Annotated in this window: 16 protein-coding genes and 4 pseudogenes; 4 read left to right on the top strand and 16 right to left on the bottom strand. The window is 42.0% G+C overall.

The window, feature by feature from the left end; translation table 11 throughout:
* Window positions 1–157 precede the first annotated feature (157 nt).
* The 7 genes from CCZ37_RS00900 to CCZ37_RS00870 all read right to left on the bottom strand — a co-directional run bounded on the left by CCZ37_RS00900 (window position 158) and on the right by CCZ37_RS00870 (window position 7,504).
* On the bottom strand, window positions 158–385 hold the full coding sequence (locus tag CCZ37_RS00900) for a hypothetical protein (RefSeq protein ID WP_094499537.1): 228 nt from the start codon (window positions 383–385) through the stop codon (window positions 158–160).
* Window positions 382–1,092 (bottom strand): DeoR family transcriptional regulator, encoded by a 711-nt coding sequence (locus CCZ37_RS00895; RefSeq protein ID WP_094499536.1) that lies wholly within the window; start codon window positions 1,090–1,092, stop codon window positions 382–384. Before CCZ37_RS00895 ends, CCZ37_RS00900 begins: the two co-directional genes overlap by 4 nt.
* 88 nt (window positions 1,093–1,180) lie before the next feature.
* Window positions 1,181–2,005, bottom strand: coding sequence for a hypothetical protein (locus tag CCZ37_RS00890; RefSeq protein ID WP_094499535.1), 825 nt, complete (start codon window positions 2,003–2,005; stop codon window positions 1,181–1,183).
* A gap of 49 nt (window positions 2,006–2,054) precedes the next feature.
* Entirely contained in the window at window positions 2,055–3,200 is a 1,146-nt protein-coding gene (locus CCZ37_RS00885; protein ID WP_244187275.1) for a zinc-binding dehydrogenase, read from the bottom strand.
* Window positions 3,201–3,296: 96 nt separating this feature from the next.
* Window positions 3,297–4,628, bottom strand: a complete 1,332-nt coding sequence (locus tag CCZ37_RS00880) for an MFS transporter (RefSeq protein ID WP_208613921.1) — start codon at window positions 4,626–4,628, stop codon at window positions 3,297–3,299.
* 108 nt (window positions 4,629–4,736) lie between these two features.
* A complete protein-coding gene (locus CCZ37_RS00875; protein ID WP_094499534.1) occupies window positions 4,737–6,365 on the bottom strand; it encodes a dihydroxyacetone kinase subunit DhaK in 1,629 nt (542 codons plus the stop codon).
* A gap of 56 nt (window positions 6,366–6,421) precedes the next feature.
* On the bottom strand, window positions 6,422–7,504 hold the full coding sequence (locus tag CCZ37_RS00870) for a glycerol dehydrogenase (protein ID WP_094499533.1): 1,083 nt from the start codon (window positions 7,502–7,504) through the stop codon (window positions 6,422–6,424).
* Between the two features lie 308 nt (window positions 7,505–7,812).
* Between CCZ37_RS00870 and CCZ37_RS00865 the strand changes: the two genes are divergently transcribed.
* Together CCZ37_RS00865 and dhaL are read left to right on the top strand one after the other, a co-directional pair.
* On the top strand, window positions 7,813–8,871 hold the full coding sequence (locus CCZ37_RS00865) for a dihydroxyacetone kinase subunit DhaK (RefSeq protein ID WP_094499532.1): 1,059 nt from the start codon (window positions 7,813–7,815) through the stop codon (window positions 8,869–8,871).
* A gap of 24 nt (window positions 8,872–8,895) precedes the next feature.
* Window positions 8,896–9,534: a dihydroxyacetone kinase subunit DhaL gene (gene dhaL / locus CCZ37_RS00860; RefSeq protein ID WP_094499531.1), complete on the top strand. Its 639-nt coding sequence runs from the start codon at window positions 8,896–8,898 to the stop codon at window positions 9,532–9,534.
* Here dhaL and dhaR read toward each other — a convergent pair whose 3' ends face one another.
* Window positions 9,535–11,499 carry a dihydroxyacetone kinase operon transcriptional regulator DhaR gene (gene dhaR / locus CCZ37_RS00855; protein WP_157729192.1) on the bottom strand — a complete coding sequence of 655 codons (1,965 nt, stop codon included), beginning with the start codon at window positions 11,497–11,499 and terminating at the stop codon, window positions 9,535–9,537.
* Between the two features lie 638 nt (window positions 11,500–12,137).
* Here dhaR and CCZ37_RS00850 point away from each other — a divergent pair.
* Window positions 12,138–13,670 (top strand): BCCT family transporter, encoded by a 1,533-nt coding sequence (locus CCZ37_RS00850; RefSeq protein WP_094499529.1) that lies wholly within the window; start codon window positions 12,138–12,140, stop codon window positions 13,668–13,670.
* A gap of 244 nt (window positions 13,671–13,914) precedes the next feature.
* Here the strand turns inward: CCZ37_RS00850 and tnpC are convergent.
* The 6 genes and pseudogenes from tnpC to CCZ37_RS19250 form a co-directional block, all read right to left on the bottom strand.
* A pseudogene (tnpC, locus tag CCZ37_RS00845) lies at window positions 13,915–15,095 on the bottom strand (IS66 family transposase).
* A 59-nt stretch (window positions 15,096–15,154) separates the two neighbouring features.
* A complete protein-coding gene (gene tnpB, locus CCZ37_RS19660) occupies window positions 15,155–15,343 on the bottom strand; it encodes an IS66 family insertion sequence element accessory protein TnpB (RefSeq protein ID WP_162097693.1) in 189 nt (62 codons plus the stop codon).
* On the bottom strand, window positions 15,327–15,422 hold the full coding sequence (locus CCZ37_RS19655; protein WP_425275058.1) for a hypothetical protein: 96 nt from the start codon (window positions 15,420–15,422) through the stop codon (window positions 15,327–15,329). The genes tnpB and CCZ37_RS19655 overlap by 17 nt, the downstream gene beginning before the upstream one ends.
* Before the next feature lie 84 nt (window positions 15,423–15,506).
* A pseudogene (tnpA, locus tag CCZ37_RS00835) lies at window positions 15,507–15,825 on the bottom strand (IS66 family insertion sequence element accessory protein TnpA).
* Between the two features lie 99 nt (window positions 15,826–15,924).
* The gene (locus CCZ37_RS19255; protein WP_029627189.1) at window positions 15,925–16,128 is read right to left on the bottom strand and encodes a hypothetical protein; all 204 of its coding nucleotides are present in this window, start codon (window positions 16,126–16,128) and stop codon (window positions 15,925–15,927) included.
* Between the two features lie 9 nt (window positions 16,129–16,137).
* Window positions 16,138–16,233, bottom strand: a pseudogene (locus tag CCZ37_RS19250) (GNAT family N-acetyltransferase); the annotation flags it as partial.
* Between the two features lie 97 nt (window positions 16,234–16,330).
* Between CCZ37_RS19250 and CCZ37_RS00825 the strand changes: the two are divergent.
* Window positions 16,331–17,659: pseudogene (locus tag CCZ37_RS00825) on the top strand (IS4 family transposase).
* 59 nt (window positions 17,660–17,718) lie between these two features.
* On the opposite strand, the gene CCZ37_RS00820 reads toward CCZ37_RS00825, so the two are convergent.
* Window positions 17,719–18,096 carry a YijD family membrane protein gene (locus CCZ37_RS00820; RefSeq protein WP_094499528.1) on the bottom strand — a complete coding sequence of 126 codons (378 nt, stop codon included), beginning with the start codon at window positions 18,094–18,096 and terminating at the stop codon, window positions 17,719–17,721.
* On the bottom strand, window positions 18,096–18,737 hold the full coding sequence (gene fabR / locus CCZ37_RS00815) for an HTH-type transcriptional repressor FabR (RefSeq protein ID WP_017048583.1): 642 nt from the start codon (window positions 18,735–18,737) through the stop codon (window positions 18,096–18,098). The genes CCZ37_RS00820 and fabR overlap by 1 nt, the downstream gene beginning before the upstream one ends.
* Window positions 18,738–18,767 lie beyond the last annotated feature (30 nt).

The following is an 18,767-nucleotide window of genomic DNA, read 5'->3' as shown; positions in this document are numbered from 1 at the left end:
TCATTCAACTAAAAGGAGTATTTCGACCATCACGATTGGAATCATGCATCTGTTGGAGTTGCCTTTTTTGCTCAGGAGTGAGTACGATTTTCATGATGCGTAGCATGATCCTGATTTCATGGAAAATGAAGTATATTCAATGATCACAGGTATAACGTTAATTCATTTTTTCTTTCAGATTTTTTATATATTCAGATAACTTTAATGTTGCATAACCAACTAAAGCAAACAGAGATACATAACACACTGTGATTCCATCAAATTCAAAAAATCTGATTTTATTAATAGTGAGAGCTAACAATATCCCACAGAAGACTGTAAAAATCCAGTAATTAGCTCTTGCATGTTCTAATTGATATTGTAACTTTTCTCGTTCCATATTCATTTAATAATCTCAGTTAGGTTTCCTATCTTTCCTATCGAATATACATTGTAAATATATTCCGATGATATCGGATTATTTCTTGGCTTGTAAATGACATATTTATATTTAGCATTTTCTAAAGCAAGTCTTTGCCGTGTGGCTTGAGATGAACATTTACTAAGTATGTAGCCATCACTATCAATATAATCAACTTCAACAACTGCTATATCTACATCATCAAAAAAAGAAGAGTTAATGGCATTAGCATGATTGCAATCGCAACCAAATTGACCAACACAACCACCCAGCATTAACATGCTTATATGTTCTTTATCTGAAATTAAATGATAAATATAAATATCATTAGTTACTATTTTCAAGTTAAAATCAGGTAACAATCCCACAAAGGTTTCGCGTATATAATGACTATCTATATACACTTTACTGCCTTTAAATAATAATGCCGATATCTCATTTCCTATTTTAATTCTACTTCGATAATTATTCTTGCATTTAACCATCAAAGAATTAACACATTTCGCTCCACCGTGGTATCGTTTTAAATCTAGTTGCTTAGACAGAAAATTTAAATCCCGACGAATAGTATGATTGCTTACATTAAAGTATTCAGATAGTTCTTTTGTATTAACAGCCCCTAACTCATCAATTATTGATAGTATTTTCTCTCTTCGAGATTTTACCTTTGAATTTCTAAATAAATCATCCATACAGAAGACAGTATTTCAGTAAAAGATAAATATAAAGGGGAACAATATTCCCCTTACGAACAATTAACTTTATATCTAAACGATATTATTAATTAGAAACTACGTAATCGAATGTGAAAAACGGCACGGCGATCATCACTAAAGACCATGCAATTAGAATTACGTGAAGCACATCGTTTTCAGAGAACCAAATTTTCTTCGCTTTCCAAAGAACTTCCCCAATACCCGCCTTCCAGTACTTATCGTAGAAGTAATATGAAGCATAAATCAAAGCCCAAGAGATCATGCAAAGCAAATCATAAGTAGCACCCGTGTTGATATAGCTTACCGTGTTTATAAAGATGAAAGCTAGGAAACTTGGTAGTGACACCATCATCATGAACTCAAAGGTGATCACCGATTTAGTTGCGGTAAATGCACCCCAAAGAGTAAGAATGGTGTAACCAACGGTAACGATCACTGCATACCAAATGAAGATATCAAACCAAATTGACTCTGGTGGTATTGAAGAGTATGCGATAGCAATTGTCATGGCATTCATGCTCACCTGTTGGAAGATTAGGTAAACAATTTCCCACCATGTGGTCCACGAACACGCGTCTCGGTATTTGGCTTTGAGTTCGTAACCGAATGCTTGATAACTCGTACCCGCAATAAGCGCACCCACACCCCAAAGGATCATCGAAATCCCCCACCAGAGGCGAGACATTTGACCATCTTGCATCACAAGGAACTGAATACCTACCAATGTGACGATAACACCCAATAGGTATACCCAAAACGTTGATGAAGGTTGACTGATATCAAGTTCTTTGCCTAGAAAATTGACACGAACAAGCGGCTGCTCCTCACCCCAGTTTTCCTTAGTCAACATAGGGTGCTTAATCTCATGAACTTTCTCAAAAATAGACATTTTGATTTCCTCAAAAAGTCGAGGATCAGTGAACCCCGACTCGACTAAATTAATCTTCGTGGTCAGGAATTAGAACAAGCTTGCCTACATGTTTGCGGCTCACGAGTTCTTTTTGAGCCTCAACGATGTCTGAAAGAGGAAAAGCCTTTGAAAGCGCTGGTTTAATTTCGCCTTTTTCGATTGCTTCGATTACGCTTGGGAATACAGCCCCATCCCAACCTGTACAACCAACAAGAGTCAGATCTCTCAGGTACATTGTACGGAAATCTAGCTCAACAATTGGCCCTGCAATAGCCCCAGAAGTGGCGTAACGACCACCACGTTTAAGCAGTTTTAGGTTGTTTGCGAAGTTGTCACCAGCCACATTATCAATAATGATATCTACCGACATTTCACCCAAAACGTCTAACGCATTTTTACCAAAGTCGATAACTTCATCTGCACCGTATGAACGTACTCGTTCGATTTTATCTTCACCTTCGGCTGCTGCGATAACGTAAGCACCACGACGTTTTGCTAACTGTACAACTGCAGAACCAACACCACCAGATGCGCCCGCAACGTACACACGGTCACCCGCTTTTACACCGGAGCGTTGAACCATATTTTCAGATGTACCGTAAGCACATGGAATAATGCCTAGTTCAGCGTCCGTCCAGTCGCACTCAACTGGGAATACTTCGCTTGCAGAAATCTTAACGTATTGAGCAAAAGCACCGTCAAAATCAGAAGCCATCCAAATATTTTCGCGAGATCCAAAGCCCTCATGACGAATACAAGCACGTACTAGTACACGTTTACCCACTAGGTGCTTATCAGCTTCTTCGAACGCTTCAACCACAACACCACAGCAGTCCGTACCTTGAATGAACGGGAATGGTGTTGCTTCGCTCCAGCCACCATCGCCCTCTTTCGCTGCTGCGCCTTTTTCTTCATCATTTACACTCATGTCGTTGGTGCTTTTGGTTACTTTCGATGAGTACCAACCAAGACGAGTATTGATTTCTGTGTTGTTCACACCCGCAGCAAGTACTTTAATTAGCACTTCACCTTCACTGATAACTGGAATTGGTACATCTTTGTACTCAAGCATTTCATAACCACCGTTACCCATAGTCACGACAGCCTTCATTGTTTTTTGACCGTCTTTAATGTGAAAACGGCTCTTATCATTATTGATATTCATTTTAAACATAATACTTCTCGCTTTATTTTTTTCATGAATTTAATTATGAGTAATTAAAAATTAATTTCCGGAATAAATAGTTAACACTTAACTGCCAGATAATTGTTATAATTTCTCATTATCAGATTTAAAACTAACTTCACTGGTTTTTTTTTGCTCTCGCTTATACAGCATTGTCAATACAAAACCTACGAGACCCACCATCATGCTAACAATAAAGTAAGCGTGGTATCCTCCTTCATTCCCGTATATATCCCATAATACTGTATTCATTTCAGGAATGATGATATCTGGAATGTAACCAACTACTGAAATAACACCAATAGCTGTACCCATTATTGCAGCATCAATTTTTGATTGACCTAGAAGCGACCAGTAAGTACCACGAATTATGTACGAAAATAATCCTGTAACCATGACCAATGCGGTAATTAAGTAGGTTGGCAACGAGCTAGGCGCAACCACTAAAGCTCCCAAACAAACTACACCACCTAAGATACCAGCTGCGATAGTGTTCGCCTGACCAAGCTTGTCCGCTAAGAAACCACCAAGCACACCACCGATAGGACGCATCCATAGTAGACCGACCATCATCGAACCTACGGTTACAGCATCAAAACCCAAACTGGTTTGCAGGTAGCCACCAATGTAGTAGCTGGTCCAAAAAATGGTATAGCCGGCAAAAATGATCAAGCCGTGCAGGTAAACCAGTTTATTTTTAAACACTTTACCAATATCAGATAGTTTGATCTTGCTGTCTTCGCTGGTCGCAGCAGTCACCTCTTTATCTTCTTTGACAAAGATCATAATAAGTACAGCAGCGATAACCAAAGCTATCGAGTACATGTAAATGACCGACTCAAGCGCTTGTTTCTTATCTGAAAACTCAATACTTCCACCAAGTACTGAAGTAAATATCACAAGACCAATACTTGCCAACACAGCTTCAACCAATCCACGACCACCGTCAAGAATGCCGAAGAAGCGCCCTTCTTCGCCCTCTTTCGCTAACATTTTGGTAATTTTCAGGTGAGCTCCCCAGAAGGTAAACACCGATGAGAATCCCCAAATAGCAAAAATAATTAACACGCTCGTGTAACTAGGCACTTGTGCAAACCAAAAACCTCCAGCTGCAGTCCCTAATAAAGAAACCGCCAATAATTTTTTGGCTGAAAATCTGTCACACAAAACGCCACTTGGAAAATATCCAATAAGGAATACAAAACCCAATATAGTATAAATGGTGTTCATTTGTCCCATTGACATACTGAACACTTCCAATATGGTTTCTTGGTACTGCGCTTTTAAATAAACTAAAGGAAATATTGAACCTCCTGCTAGAATAACTAATGCGAACTGAAAGTAACGAGCTAGATTTTCTTTGTTCATATTATTGACCTTAAAAATTAACTGGCTAACCAGAAATAAAGATTCCATTTATTTCACTTAGAGTCACTCTTAAGGTGTGACAATTATTTATTACACCTTAATTTGGTTTGCAATCCTTATTTTTATGTAAGTGGGATTACGAATATGAGGACGAATTTATTTTAAGAATTGGCTAAACACCGATTCTACCGCGTAAGCACCTGGATCTTTGGTACCTGACAAACTATCGCTGTTTAGGTAAGAAGATCGGCCCGCTTTAGCACTGTTCATGTTTACCGTTGCTTCTGCACCAGCCTTTGCAGCTTTAATTGCAGCGCTGAAGCCTTCGCTAACCCACGCTTCAAATGCGGGGTGAAGAGCATCGAGCATCGTGCGATCACCAGGCTTCGCCCCCCCGTAAGCCATCATTTGAGCCAGACCTTCTTGCATTGCTTTCGCTAAAGAGCCGTTTTGCTCAAAGTCACGACCTGCTGCTGTAAACATGATTGATAGCAGAACACCTGAAGAACCACCCATCACAGAAGTTAGGCAATCTGCAATCGTCGTAAGTAGCTTCGCATTGTCTTGCATTGGTAGTTGCTTTGCTTCCAGTTGTGCAAGCACTTTACGAGCACCTGCAGCAAAAGTAGAGCCTGTGTCGCCATCGCCAACAATTGAATCTAGGTGGTTTAGTTCTGCCTCGATATTGATTACCGACAGACAGACTTTGCGTAGTACTTGCGCGACTGCTTCATCGTAAGACGGTTCAAACACCTTCCTCGCGATCAAGTTTTCACACTTAGTGATAGGCACTTCACGACACTCAACCATACCTGGCCATGCATCCGCATCAACATCAGACGTCAATGCTTCAACAATCACATCATCAAGCTGGATAGCAGAGATAGAGAAACCTTTCATATCGATAGCTGTGACTAACGAGCCAGTAACGATTAGCTTAGTGTTTTGACCAAGCTCAGATTCCATTACCTCTTTCACGACGATGTTCATCTCAATTGGAGAAAGACCACCAAGATTATTTAGAAGAATTGCGTTTTCTTTGATTGGCTTTGCTTCAACAATTTTGCTGACCATCGTTGAAACGAGTTCTTTTGCTTTAGGCAGATCAATCGTTTCAATTCCAGGTTCACCGTGAATACCAAGACCAAGTTCCGCTTTACCTAGCGCAATGCGGTCATTGCTTTCACCTGGTAGTGAACAGCTGGTTAGCGCTACACCAATAGACGCTGTTTTTTCACACGCATTAACAGCTGCTTGCTTTACTTCTTCTAAAGAACCACCTTTTTCAGCAACATGACCCGCCACTTTTTGCACAAATAGCGTACCTGCGATACCACGCGGCTGAGGGTTACCTGGGATAGAGATATCATCACCCACAACGATGAGATCAACCTTACAGCCCATTTCTTTTGCTTTCTCAACCGCTAAGCCGAAGTTTAAACGGTCACCAGTGTAGTTTTTTATGATAACCAAACAGCCAGCGTCACCCGTTACGTGCAAAATTGCGTTAAGCACTGCGTCGACACTTGGGGCCGCAAATAGGTCGCCACATACCGCAGCAGTTAGCATGCCCTTACCAACGAAACCAGCATGCGCAGGCTCGTGGCCAGAACCACCACCACAGATTAAGGCAACTTTGTCTTTGTTCCAGTCGTTGCGCGCTACGACTTTAATATCGTTGTCAAAATCAAGCAGTGTTAGGTTTGCTTTTTTCGCTGCGTATAGCGTTCCATGAATTGAATCTAGAACAAATGAGTCTTTGTTATTTAAAATTAGATCAGACATCTTAAACCTTTAATAATTGGGGGCGTCTTATAAATTCGTTCGCGTTAAACGTGAGGTTACTGGCCTAGTTGATGCGCAGTAAGAAGCGCTGCGTAAACCGCATCCGCCGTTACTGGGAATGGCATATTGTGGATAGTTTCGCCTTCCGCCGTTGCACCGGCTGCGACTTCACGTAGTTTGTCGTGGTCCAACTCTTTTACACCCATCTGGAACAGGTTAGTTGGTAAACCGACAGAGCGGCAGAATTCAAGAACGGTATTGATTTCTTCTATTGGTGCATTTTCAAGCACAAGTTGGGTCAATGTACCAAACGCCACTTTCTCACCATGATATAGGTGGTGACATTCTTCTAGTTTGGTTAGGCCGTTGTGAATTGCGTGCGCTGCAGCCAAGCCGCTACTTTCAAAGCCAATACCACTTAAGTAAGTATTCGCTTCAATGATGTTCTCTAAAGCCGTTGTACTGACACCGTTCTCCGCCGCAACTTTCGCTTTAAGTCCGTCAGCAAGTAGCGTTTCATAGCATAGTTTAGCCAGTGCTTGAGCGGAGCGTGTTGGTGCGCCACCCGCCATTGTCGCTTTACCAGAAGTCATGTTTGCGCGTGCTTCAAAGTAAGTAGATAGTGCGTCACCCATACCCGCCACAAGCAAGCGTACTGGCGCTTTTGCGATGATTGCTGTATCCATCACCACCATGTTCGGGTTTTGTGGGAATAGTAAGTACTCGCTGAATTCGCCTTCTGGAGTATAGATAACAGCCAGTGCGCTAGTTGGCGCATCTGTTGAAGCAATCGTAGGTACAACCACGACAGGAACTTTAGCGTAGAAAGCGACCGCTTTTGCTGTGTCTAGCGTTTTGCCACCACCAATACCGATAATCACATCATTTTTTTGAGTTAAGGCGATATCGATAATGCGATCGATTTCTTGGCGTGAACACTCACCATTGAAAAGCTCCATTGAATGAGCCATTTTTTGATCAGCGAAGCTTTTTTTTACTGTTTCGCCAACTAAGCTCGTTACAAATCCATCGGCAATGGCAAGTGGGTTTTCACCTAGTGCTTTAACATAACCCGCAATAGAGCGAAGAGCATTTTCACCTTGCACATATTTGCTTGGGCTGATGATGATTTTATCCATAGTGAGTGACCTTTATTGTGTTGTTTCAGCGTTGAGGCCACATTAAAAAAAATCGTCCCATTAAAAAAGAAAGCACTATCAACTTCAGAGCAATTCTTTGATTGCTTCGTCAAATTACATATCAAGCGTTTCTAATCCTGAGTTAAAACTAGATGAAGTTCATATTTAAATAAAACAGCCAAATATTACGTTTCATAATGAAACAAACCCACAAAAAAAGTACGTTTCAATATGAAATATATTATTTTTTTGATAGTTGATCGTGTCTGATTTAAAATTGCGTAAAATTCACTTAATATAGAATAAAAATGAAAGGACTTATAAACTGCGTCAATAATGTTGCGTTAGATCAACTACATGGATTAGTAGCGTCGCGTCCAGGGCTAAAATTTAATGCGGATCCTCGTTATGTCTGGCACGAACAATCACCAAACCAAGTATCTCTCATTTCTGGAGGTGCATCCGGTCATGAACCGCTTCACGCTGGTTTTGTTGGTAAGGGTATGTTGACGGGGGCTTGCCCTGGAGAAATGTTTACTAGGGTAACTCCAGACCAAATTTACGAATGCGCCAATAAGGTAAAGACCGAACACGGCATACTATTCTTTGTACAAAACTATGTTGGTGACATCATTAATTTTAAGTTGGCAACTGAGCTCCTGCATGCCGATGGAGTAAACGTTGGGTACGTGTTAATTGATGATGATGTCGCGGTAACTGATAGCTTATATACTCAAGGTCGTCGCGGTGGTGCTGGTACCGTTTTATTAGAGAAAATAGTTGGCGCAGCTGCGTTACAAGGTTATTCATTAGCTGAATGTGAGGAACTCGGAAAACGGGTAGTTAATAATTGTCGAAGTATTGCGGTAGCCTTAGAACCATGCACTGTTCCAGCGTCTGGTATACCTACTTTTAATCTCAATCCGAACGATGTTGAATTCGGTGTTGGGATTCATGGAGAGCCTGGGACAGCGCAAATTAACTTTACAAATGCAAACGATTTAGTGGACAAGATGTTTATGGCTTTAAAAGAAAATGAACGTTATGAACGCACATTGAGTCAGTGGAATCGTAAAGAAGGAATATGGGATGAAGTGAATACTCGGGTTGAAGACTTCGTGACAAACCAAAACTATATTGCCATTGTAAACGGCTTGGGCAGCACTCCAGTATCCCAGTTGTATATCGCATATAAGCAGTTACTCAATAATTGCGACAAAGAGTCATATCATATTGTTCGCAATATGGTGGGAAACTATTGTACCGCAATTGATATGCAAGGTTTCTCGATTACCCTTCTCCAAGCTGACCCTGAAATGGTCGAGCTTTTTGACGCCCCCGTCGATACTGCCGAACTACGTTGGTAAACTTTGATAACCTAGGACTTGATTATGCAGATAGAAAAACAGCACATTATCCAATGGATAGCGCTTTGCGCGCAAACCTATCGTGAACACCAGATTTATCTTGATGAACTCGACTCCGATATCGGCGATGGAGACCACGGTTTCAATATGTCTCGCGGTTTTTCTTCTGCAGCTAATAATTTAGATCAACTCCATAAACAAAGCATTTCAACCATCTTGAAAAATACTGGACTTACATTGAGTATGCATCTTGGGGGAGCTGGGGGTATGTTTTACTCGACGTTTTTCTTCTGTGCATCCAACGCGGTAGGTAACAGAACCCATATTTCCCTCGAACAACTAATTGAAGTATTAAAGCAAGGTACAGAAGGGATTATCAGTAGAGGAAGAGCGAATAAGGGTGATAAGACTATGTGTGACGTTTGGCTTCCTACACTAGAAGCGATAAAAAGCCTTGAGGCAGGCGTCTCAGATGAGGAAGTATTAGAAAGGATGCAGAAAGCAGCCGAAGAATCGGCAGTTAGTACTGTCGACATGCAGGCGAAAAAGGGACGAGCACGGCGACTTGGCAAAGATAGCGTTGGCTATCAAGATCCTGGCGCCACATCTACCCTGTTGATGATCAAGGCGCTAGGCATTGCGCTAAAAAGCAAACTAGATTAATTAAAGTTGTTTGTTAGACAAGTCATTAGTCTCGTCTAGACCTTGTTCAGCATCCATTATTTGAAGAAGTTGGTATTTCTTTATTTTACGCCAAAGCGTTGTTCGCCCAATATTTAGCGCTGCAGCCATATCTTGCATTCGCCCATCAAATTCTTTCCAAGCTTCCATAATGGCGCGCTCTTCCAACTTTTCTAAAGACAATGTTTTTACTACACGCTGAGCTTCCCACTCATCTTTAAATGACTTAATTGATTCTGGGATATCATCGGCCACGATCGTATTTTGCTTACGATTAACCAACAAGCGATTAATGGCATTTTTAAGCTGTGCTACATTACCGTTCCAATTATAGTTAACAAGCAATCCAACAGCTTGTTCGTCAATGATTATCGAGACTTTATGCTGCCTAGCAAAAAAATTGACAAATTTATCTATTAGAGCCCGAATATCGTCTTTTCGCTCACAGAGAGGAGGGATACTTAGCTCATTGGATGATAATGCATAATAGAGTTGACGCGAAAATTTGCCTTGCTCAACAAGATCTCTAAGATCTTTAGACGAACTGACGATCAGTTGAAGATTAAGTTTTATGGCTTGGCGACTGCCGCTTCTAGCCATCACGCCGGAATCAATAAGTTCTAGCAACATAAGCTGCTGCTTCATGTTAAGAGCTTCAACCTGCCTGATATGGAGTGTACCTTTGTTAGCAAGCTCAAACTTCGACTGTTGACCATCAACTCCAAACAGTTCTTCTGCTAGCTGCATTTTATCAAGTGAACTACAGTTAAAACTGACATAGTTTCCGCTAGAGTAGTTGCTCTCACTGTGCATCACCAAAGCTAATTGCTCTTTCCCAACCCCCTCATCCCCCGTAATTAATATTGGTTCTCGGGCGTTAACTAGGCGGCGAGCGACCGCAATTAAATGCAGCATCTGAGGTGAGGTATAGCTCAGGCTCTCAAAAGAATATTGTATATCGCTGGTTATCGCTGGGCGATAAGCTTGCTCTATCTGCTCAACAGGGTGTATGAAAAGTAAATTTGTTCCATCTGCTGAATGCTGATAGGTAACAACTGCCTCAACAAAGTAGCCGTCAATTTCAAATGTGGTTTGCTGACGACGTACGATCTCTTCTTTTTCAATACAGCGTGCCACATGGGGGGCAAATCGTATAGCACGGAAAATATTCCTCTCTAACAATTTATTACCATCCACATTGAGCAATGTTCCAACTTGAGGACTTACATAAGATATGACCTGCTCACTATCCCAAGTTATAACACCATCTTCCATATAATCTAATGCAGCGTTGTGAGCAGACAAAAGACGATTCATGAGTTTTTGTTCACTATGGACATGCAGGTACAAGCTAATCTCTTTGGCACATGAAGACGTTACAACGATGTTTTCACGACAAAAAGTATCTACATATCTAACCATCGCCACTGTACCCAATAATTTCCCATAGACATCAACAATTGGTGAAGCAACGGTTAATACATCGTGTAGCTCACGCTTAAAATGCTCAAAGCCGATCACCTCACTTGGTATATAAGTTTCAATGCAAAGGCTGACAGCATTAGTCCCGATCTTATCTTCAGTCAGGAAACTTCCCTCTTTTATTCCCAGCTCTTTCATTTTCAAAGCCAGTTCATCATGACCAAGAGCATACATCACACAAGCATTATCATCTGTGACGAACAAAAAGAGCTTTTCGCCTTCTAAAACATCATAGCCATCTTCTAAAGCACGTATTGAACTGTTGATAATAGCTTCAGAACGTCGCTTCATTGAGGTGAAAGTAAAACCGGACGCAATATGAGGTCTGGTCCATTCATAGGCGTTCATCAGCCTGGCACAACGCAGCCATGACTGAAAGATGAGGGAGTTAGAAAATTCGGGAGAAACCCATTGGTGTTTTTGAAAGAACTCCCAACGACTCTTGCTATCTTCTAAAGAGTACACGGATACACTTAATATACGGATTCATTGCAAATGAAACTATCAAGTACACAGCGTACTGTTGCTGATCGAAATCACAATCGCGCCCTTTCTGCTTAGCGAAGCAGAAATACTCTTCCAATATGTGAGATACCTCAAACCTAAACACTTCATTTTGAAACAAGGAAAACTCAACCATTGTCCCATTTTGAAACAAATAAGAATCAAATCATCCAAACATTGTGACATCTGCATAGTTTTGTGGCTATACCGGTGACTGACTCATCCCTTTTCCAAGCTTGCTCAAAGTTCAGCAACGCACTTAGTACCAACATTAAACCACACCATCTGATAGTGGTAAGGTGAAAAAAGTCAATAAGACACCTCCTCAGGACAGCTTTCCTCTGAGTAGATAACTAGATCCTCCTAAACTACTTGGAGTTGTAGGAAGGCAAGTAAGTGTCAACCGTGAGCATAGGCATGCAATTGTGGTGAACGTGCGTAGCCAACATCTCTATAGATTCAAATAAAAGGGAACAAAGATCATTAACCTTTAGGCTGAACCAAAAAAAACATTAAACCAAATAATTAAACAAAAAAATTTACATTGAATTTGTATCTATTTAACAAACCCTACGGTATCCATATAACGCAGATTAAATATGAACAATAATTTACGATATAGAGTTTTCATACCACCATTTTTATTATTAACTATTGCTGTAATCTCCAGTTCTTTAAACCTATCAGGTTTTTTAACTGTCACAACGATAATTAATGACTGGATACTCAATACTTTTGATTGGTTGTTTTCTGCTGGTGCATTTTTCATGGTTGTGACTTGTGTTGTAGTGTTTTTCTCACCACTAGGAAAAGTGACGATTGGGGGCAAAGAGGCAAAACCACTACTCACTAAGTGGCGTTGGTGTTCTATCACGATTTGTACAACCACGGCTGCAGGCATGTTATTTTGGGCAACAGCAGAGCCCTTATTTCACATCTATTCGCCACCAATATCTTTAGGTATCACACCAAATTCAAAAGAAGCAGCAGAGTTTGCGCTATCTACCATGTACATGCATTGGACTTTTACTCCATTTGCCATCTATACAATACCAGCTCTTTCATTCGCATTGGCATTCTACAATCTCAGCAATCGTTTTTCGATCAGCGCATCATTGCAACCCGTTCTTGGTAGCAGAGTGTCACAAAATGTAGGTGGCGTAGTAGATTCGATCTCTATGTTTGCACTTGTAGCTGGTATGGCTTCATCACTGGGAACTGGAGCTCTCGTACTATCCAGTGGGGTGTCCAACTTAACAGGTATAGATAACGGGCCGATTCTATTGGGCCTAGTTATTGCGCTTATTGTTATATCATTCGTTGCTTCATCAGTATCAGGGCTACATAAAGGCATTGCTAGGCTCTCAGCATTAAATACAGCTATTTTTGTGCTCATCGCTTTAGTTGCATTTATATTTGGACCTACCCAGACGATCATTACAAACGGTGCGAACGCTTTTGCAAATTACGTGTCTGAGTTTGTCGCTCGCAGTTTTTCTTTTCATCTATCTGAAGGAGATGATTGGGCAAAAAGTTGGACTGTATTTTATTGGGCTAACTGGCTAGCATGGGCTCCGATTGTGGCACTATTCTTGGGCAAAATAGCTCGTGGTCATTCAGTAAGATCGTTTATTGTTGTAAACATGATCATTCCCGCATGCTTCTCTTTAATTTGGATGGCCATCTTTGCCGGCATGATATTGGAGCTTGATTTAAACCAGAATGGTTTGTTCTACGCAATATTAACTAAGAGTGGTGAAGGTGCGGTGATATTTGCCTTGCTAGAACAGTTGCCCGCGTCAAACCTACTGATTGGTCTGTTTATTTGTATTACCTTCCTAGCATACGTCACGGCAGCTGATTCCAATACCGAAGCAATTTCATCTCTCTGCATTAACACACGTGGAGCAGAAGAAAAATCTAACCAACAGAAGTCAAAATTTAAAATATTATGGGGAAGTATTATTGCAGTCATAGCTTGGTTTATGACCGCGTTTTCTGGTATTGACGGTATAAAGATGATGTCTAATCTTGGAGGGCTTCCTGCGTTATTTGTCGTTATTACGATGAATGCCGCCCTTTTAGTATGGATCTATCAAAGCTATGCGCATTTCCCCAAAAAACAAGACTAGGTAATAAATAAGATGAACTCAAAATAATCTAATTTAAAAGAGAACGTTCTACACTGAGCAATGCTAAATTAGTTTTTACTTTAGAACCCAAGAACTACGATCTTTGTGTCATTAAATTAGGTTAGTCAATTACAATGGCACTACATTGTCAACCATCAGAGATTGCAACTTCTTGCCCCAGGCTTGTAATACCACTAACTGCTCTTCAAGGTAATGTATGCGCCCCATGATCCCACGGGGCGTTTTAGTGTGAGAAGTTCCAAGGAAGCAGTGAGTTGATATCAGGCTCTGGCTTTGCCAGTTCTTTCATACATTTGACCATGTAATCGTAGAGTATCAGTCCGTTCGCTTTCGCCGTCTCGATGATGCTATACAGCAAAGCACTCGCATCAGCACCAAGTGGATTCGTCGAGAATAACCAATTTTTTCTGCCAATGACCAGCGATTTGATTGCGCGTTCCGCTCGGTTGTTGTCGATAGATAAATGCCCATCTTCAACATAGCGTATCAGCTTAGGCCACTGACCCAAGGTGTACTTGATGGCTTTACCAAGAGGACTCGATTCGATGACTTTCTGCGTGGTTAACCAGTCATAGAAGTCATCCAACATCGGTTTAGCCTGCGCTTGTCTTTCTGCCCAACGCTCTTCGACCGAAGCCAGTTTTAATCGAGATTCAAGTGCGTACAACTTTTGGATTTTGGCTAACGCCACATCCGCTTTACCTGTTTTACCCTTGCCCTGAAGCTTCTTCGCTTCCATGAACTTACGACGTGCATGAGCCAAGCAACCGACATTGGTGACGTTGGTTAATCCATCATAAGCCGCGTAACCATCACTTTGCAGATAGCCTGAGTAATCACCCAAGAAGTTCACGGGGCACACTCTCGCGCGACTGTTTTGATAGTCGAACAAGACGATATTTTTCATGTCAGGGAGTTTAGCTTCAGGGGAGTCGGCTCCCGAGCAGTACAACCACATGTAACATTGCTTGTCTTCCTTGAGCACATTGAGCGGCGTTTCATCGGCCTGAACCACCACTTGTTCGAGTAAGTGAGCCTTCAGTGCCTGATAAAGCGGTTTGAACTTTTCACTCACCTGGATTACCCACCTGGCCATGGTCGTTCTCGATAACTCGATACCTGATTGGGTGAACAAGGTTTCCTGACGATAACTTTCGCCGCTTCACATTCCGTTTCATTGAAGAGGTCACCTTGCGCTTCATCATAAGGCTTTAACGCTTCCGAGCGTTTGGCGAATTGACGGTCAAGGGCGAGTTTGAACTGTTCGATTAAGGATTGGCAATCTTGTTGCCATTGCGCTTCCTTCTTTTGCAGCGCATTTCTCTCCGACATCAACGCTTTCACCATAGCTTGAAGCTCGGCGATGTCTTGGCTTTCTGGGTTAATATCGGGCATCTTTTTCATGGCATTGATTATACTAAAAACACCACACCAAGGCTTGGTATAACTGACTTTTACCGAAGTTAACTCATTGTAAAGTTCTCTATTTTTATCGGTTTATGGCCGATTATTGTGAAGCCAGATAACAGTCTATCTAAGTCAAATTGAGTCAGGGTGTAGACCTGTTTTTTCTCTTGAGTGGGCCATTTGAATTTGGCTTTTTCGAGCCGTTTGTACCACAGGGCAAAGCCCGTTTTATCCCAGTACAACACTTTGTACTTTGTCGCGTTGTTTATTGGTAAACAGGAATAGCGCACCCGTGCCGAGCGGCAAATCGGTTTCGGACTCGATAATCGCCGCCAGGCCATTGATAGACTTTCGAAAGTCGACACGCTCTTATCAATAGGTAAATATTGGGTACACTGAGCATTCTCTTCATGACAGTGCCCCGATTAGTTCGGCTAAGTAACGGACGGGAGTGCCTTGCGGTACGCTAAGTTCAACGTTATTTATCGATAAGGTCATATTGGCTACGGATGCTTGAGCCATCTGGTAGCGAGTCGTTTTTTCGATAACTTCTGCTTTAACAAAACCACTGATATTGGCTGACTCCGTTGTTTGTAACTGCTGGCGTTTGGCATAAAAGGTAGACAAACTTAGCTCGTTACGCTCACAGAAGACGCTGGGATAGATGACTGGATTGGTATTTTTCAAACAGGGTTTGCCATTCTTTGTTGGTGCGCCGTTTTGCCATTTCAAATCTCCTTGTGGTTGGAGATTTGATCTTATGGCGGACTGAGGATGATTAGAATGTGGGGTTTATGATGCGCTTACGAGCTAACAACGCATTCCGCTAAACTAAAAATAACCGCCTTAACCACGAAAACCAATTTGAACCAAAACAGCCAAGCGTTGGTAGTCCCTCTTGAACCGTTTGTATGAATTTTTCTAAAGCATACGTTTCTAGATTATCGACGTTACCGTAAAGGCTATCTGTTGGTTCTGGAGTCATACCTAACTTTTTGATTATTGCTAAAGAAGGTAAATTTTCTTTCAATGCTACTCCATAAATTTTCGAATGTTTACCTACGCGGAAAGTTTGTTCCAAAACTGCATATGCAGCTTCAAAAACATACCCTTTGCCCTGATAATTAGGAGCTATAGCGTAATGCCGATCAGTTAAGCCAAAAATGATCGGTTGAACGACCCAGCAGATAGCTTATAAAGGCTCTAAGTATTCCCACTTAGAGCTTTTTCTTTTGCAATTAACGACAGCCCTCTCACTCGCCAATGGCTATGCTCCAAATACAGAGCAACTAGGACAACTCAGTGACATTCTGTGTCCAGACTTTATTAATCAGTGTCTTGAAACTTCAGGGGTTGCAACGGTTCGAAAGCGTAGAATCCCTCTTGATATGGCGGTTTGGTCTGTCATTGCTATGTCTCTTTATCGACAAGAACCTCTGTGGAGTATCGTTTCAAAAGCTCAATTGGTGCTGCCTGAAAAACGAGCACTTGTCGCTCCTAGCGCCATCGTTCAGGCGAGACAGAGACTAGGCGAGCAAGCAGTGAAAGAGGTTTTTGTTCAAAGTCAGAAGTTGTGGAATGAAGAGACTCAACATCCTACTTGGGCAGGCTTAAAGCTTCTTGCTGTCGATGGGGTGGTATGGCGAACACCTGATAGCGATGAAAATAGAGACACTTTTAAAGCTCCCTCGAACCAAAACGGCGAAGGAGCTTTCCCTCAAGTCCGTATGGTGTACCAGATGGAGGTAACAAGTCATATGCTCATTGCAAGTGTATTCGATAGCTACAAAACCAATGAAATGGCATTGGCAGAACAACTCATCGAAACGACGCCAGATAACAGCTTAACCCTGTTTGATAGAGGCTTTTTCTCACTAGGTCTACTCAATCGCTGGGCGTCGACAGGCGTTGCTCGCCATTGGTTAATGCCAATGAAGAAAGGCACGTAATATACGACCATCAGCAAGCTCGGTAGAAATGACAAAATAATCCGCTTGCAGTCTAACCCTCAAGCCAGAAAGAAGTTCTCGGATTTACCAGAGTCAGTGATGGTTAGGCTCCTAACCAAAACGATTAAGAGAAAAGAGGTCAATATCCTCACGTCGATGACCGATGCTTTGCGCTACCCTAGCGCAGAAATCGCTGACCTATACAGCCATCGATGGGAAATTGAGGTGGGTTACAGAGAAATGAAATCATCGCTACTTAAGAACCAATTTACCTTACGCAGTAAAAAACCTGAGATAGTACGTCAAGAGCTGTGGGGGCTACTACTGAGCTACAATATCATCCGTTATCAGATGATAAATATGGCAAAACAAATACCGGGGTTACATCCGAATCAGCTGAGCTTCACGACAAGCGCCAATGCCATTATCCACTTAATCCACAGCTTCTGGCTCGAGTCGGCTGGGACGATACCGAAACGAATAAATCAGTTGCTTGAAGAAGCTCCCCACCATGTTCTTCCTGTTAAGCGGGAAGATAGAATGTACCCAAGAGCTATAAAGCCTAAAGCGAAGAAATACCCTAATAAAAAGAATGCCAGTCAGCTTAACTGACTGGCATTAGCCGCTTTCGGCTCGTTTTTTTAGTTTTGAATCATACTTGTTCTGTGAACTTAGTCGGCGCGATAACGGCCAAGAAAACCCAATTTTCTTCCAACCCAGAGTAGCAACAACAGCAGTACGAGAATGGCGAAAAAGTTAGAACCAGAATCTGGATATTGCGCCTTGATAAACGCCGAGTGACCAAAAGCACCGACAAAGAAACAGGCAAGCGCTACCAATGGAAGATCTTCCGCCACCGGATGGCGCAAATATTCTTGATACAACGCCTGCACAGAAAGCACTAATGCAATCAGTGGGAAAATGGAGAACGGAACTTGGCTAATGGTTACCCAAGACAACAAGGCATCGCCGCACATACCTGCGATGAGCGCTAGCACAAGTGTTTTTCTTTCCGAACCACGATGGGTTGTGTTGTTTTCATTCGACATTACTCTATCCCCCCTTTGAGCCGATTACGTTCACGTTCTTTGCGATACCAAAATGCCCCTTTGGCTAGCATTCGCAACTGCATGATCAAACGTTCAGCAAGCTCATCTCGCTCACGTCGATCTAAATCTAAAGCTTCAGCGCCGGAGCTGAACACCAAAATAACGGAAGCTTCGGCCTGAGTTAAGGCCTCGTCACGGCCCATGCCTGTCGTCATCAAATACTCGGTGAGCTCTGCGGAAAAGTGCTGTATTTCTCGCACTACCGCAGCACGAAACTCACAAGAAGTACCTGAGCGTTCTCGCAGTAATAAGCGAAACACATTGGGACTACTTTCAATAAATTCCATGAAGGTTTCAACCGACGTGCGAATCACACTGCCCTCTTTGACAATGCGCTGCCGTGCTTGGCGCATCAATTGGCGCAGCAGTAAACCGCCTTCATCAACCATGGTTAAACCCAACTCATCCATATCTTTAAAATGTCGATAGAATGAGGTGGGCGCAATCCCCGCCTCGCGGGCCACTTCTCGTAAACTTAAGTTAGAAAAACTCCGATCGGCACTTAATTGGCTAAATGCTGCATCAATCAATGAACGACGTGTTTTTTCTTTTTGTAATGCGCGAATTCCCATCGATTTCATATTCAGTCGCTTCTCTTTTACTATCTGAGC

Source organism: Vibrio qinghaiensis (assembly GCF_002257545.1).
Lineage (GTDB): Bacteria > Pseudomonadota > Gammaproteobacteria > Enterobacterales > Vibrionaceae > Vibrio > Vibrio ordalii.
The sequence above is the reverse complement of the archived record's forward strand: the minus strand, read 5'-3'. Positions and strand labels throughout refer to the sequence as shown.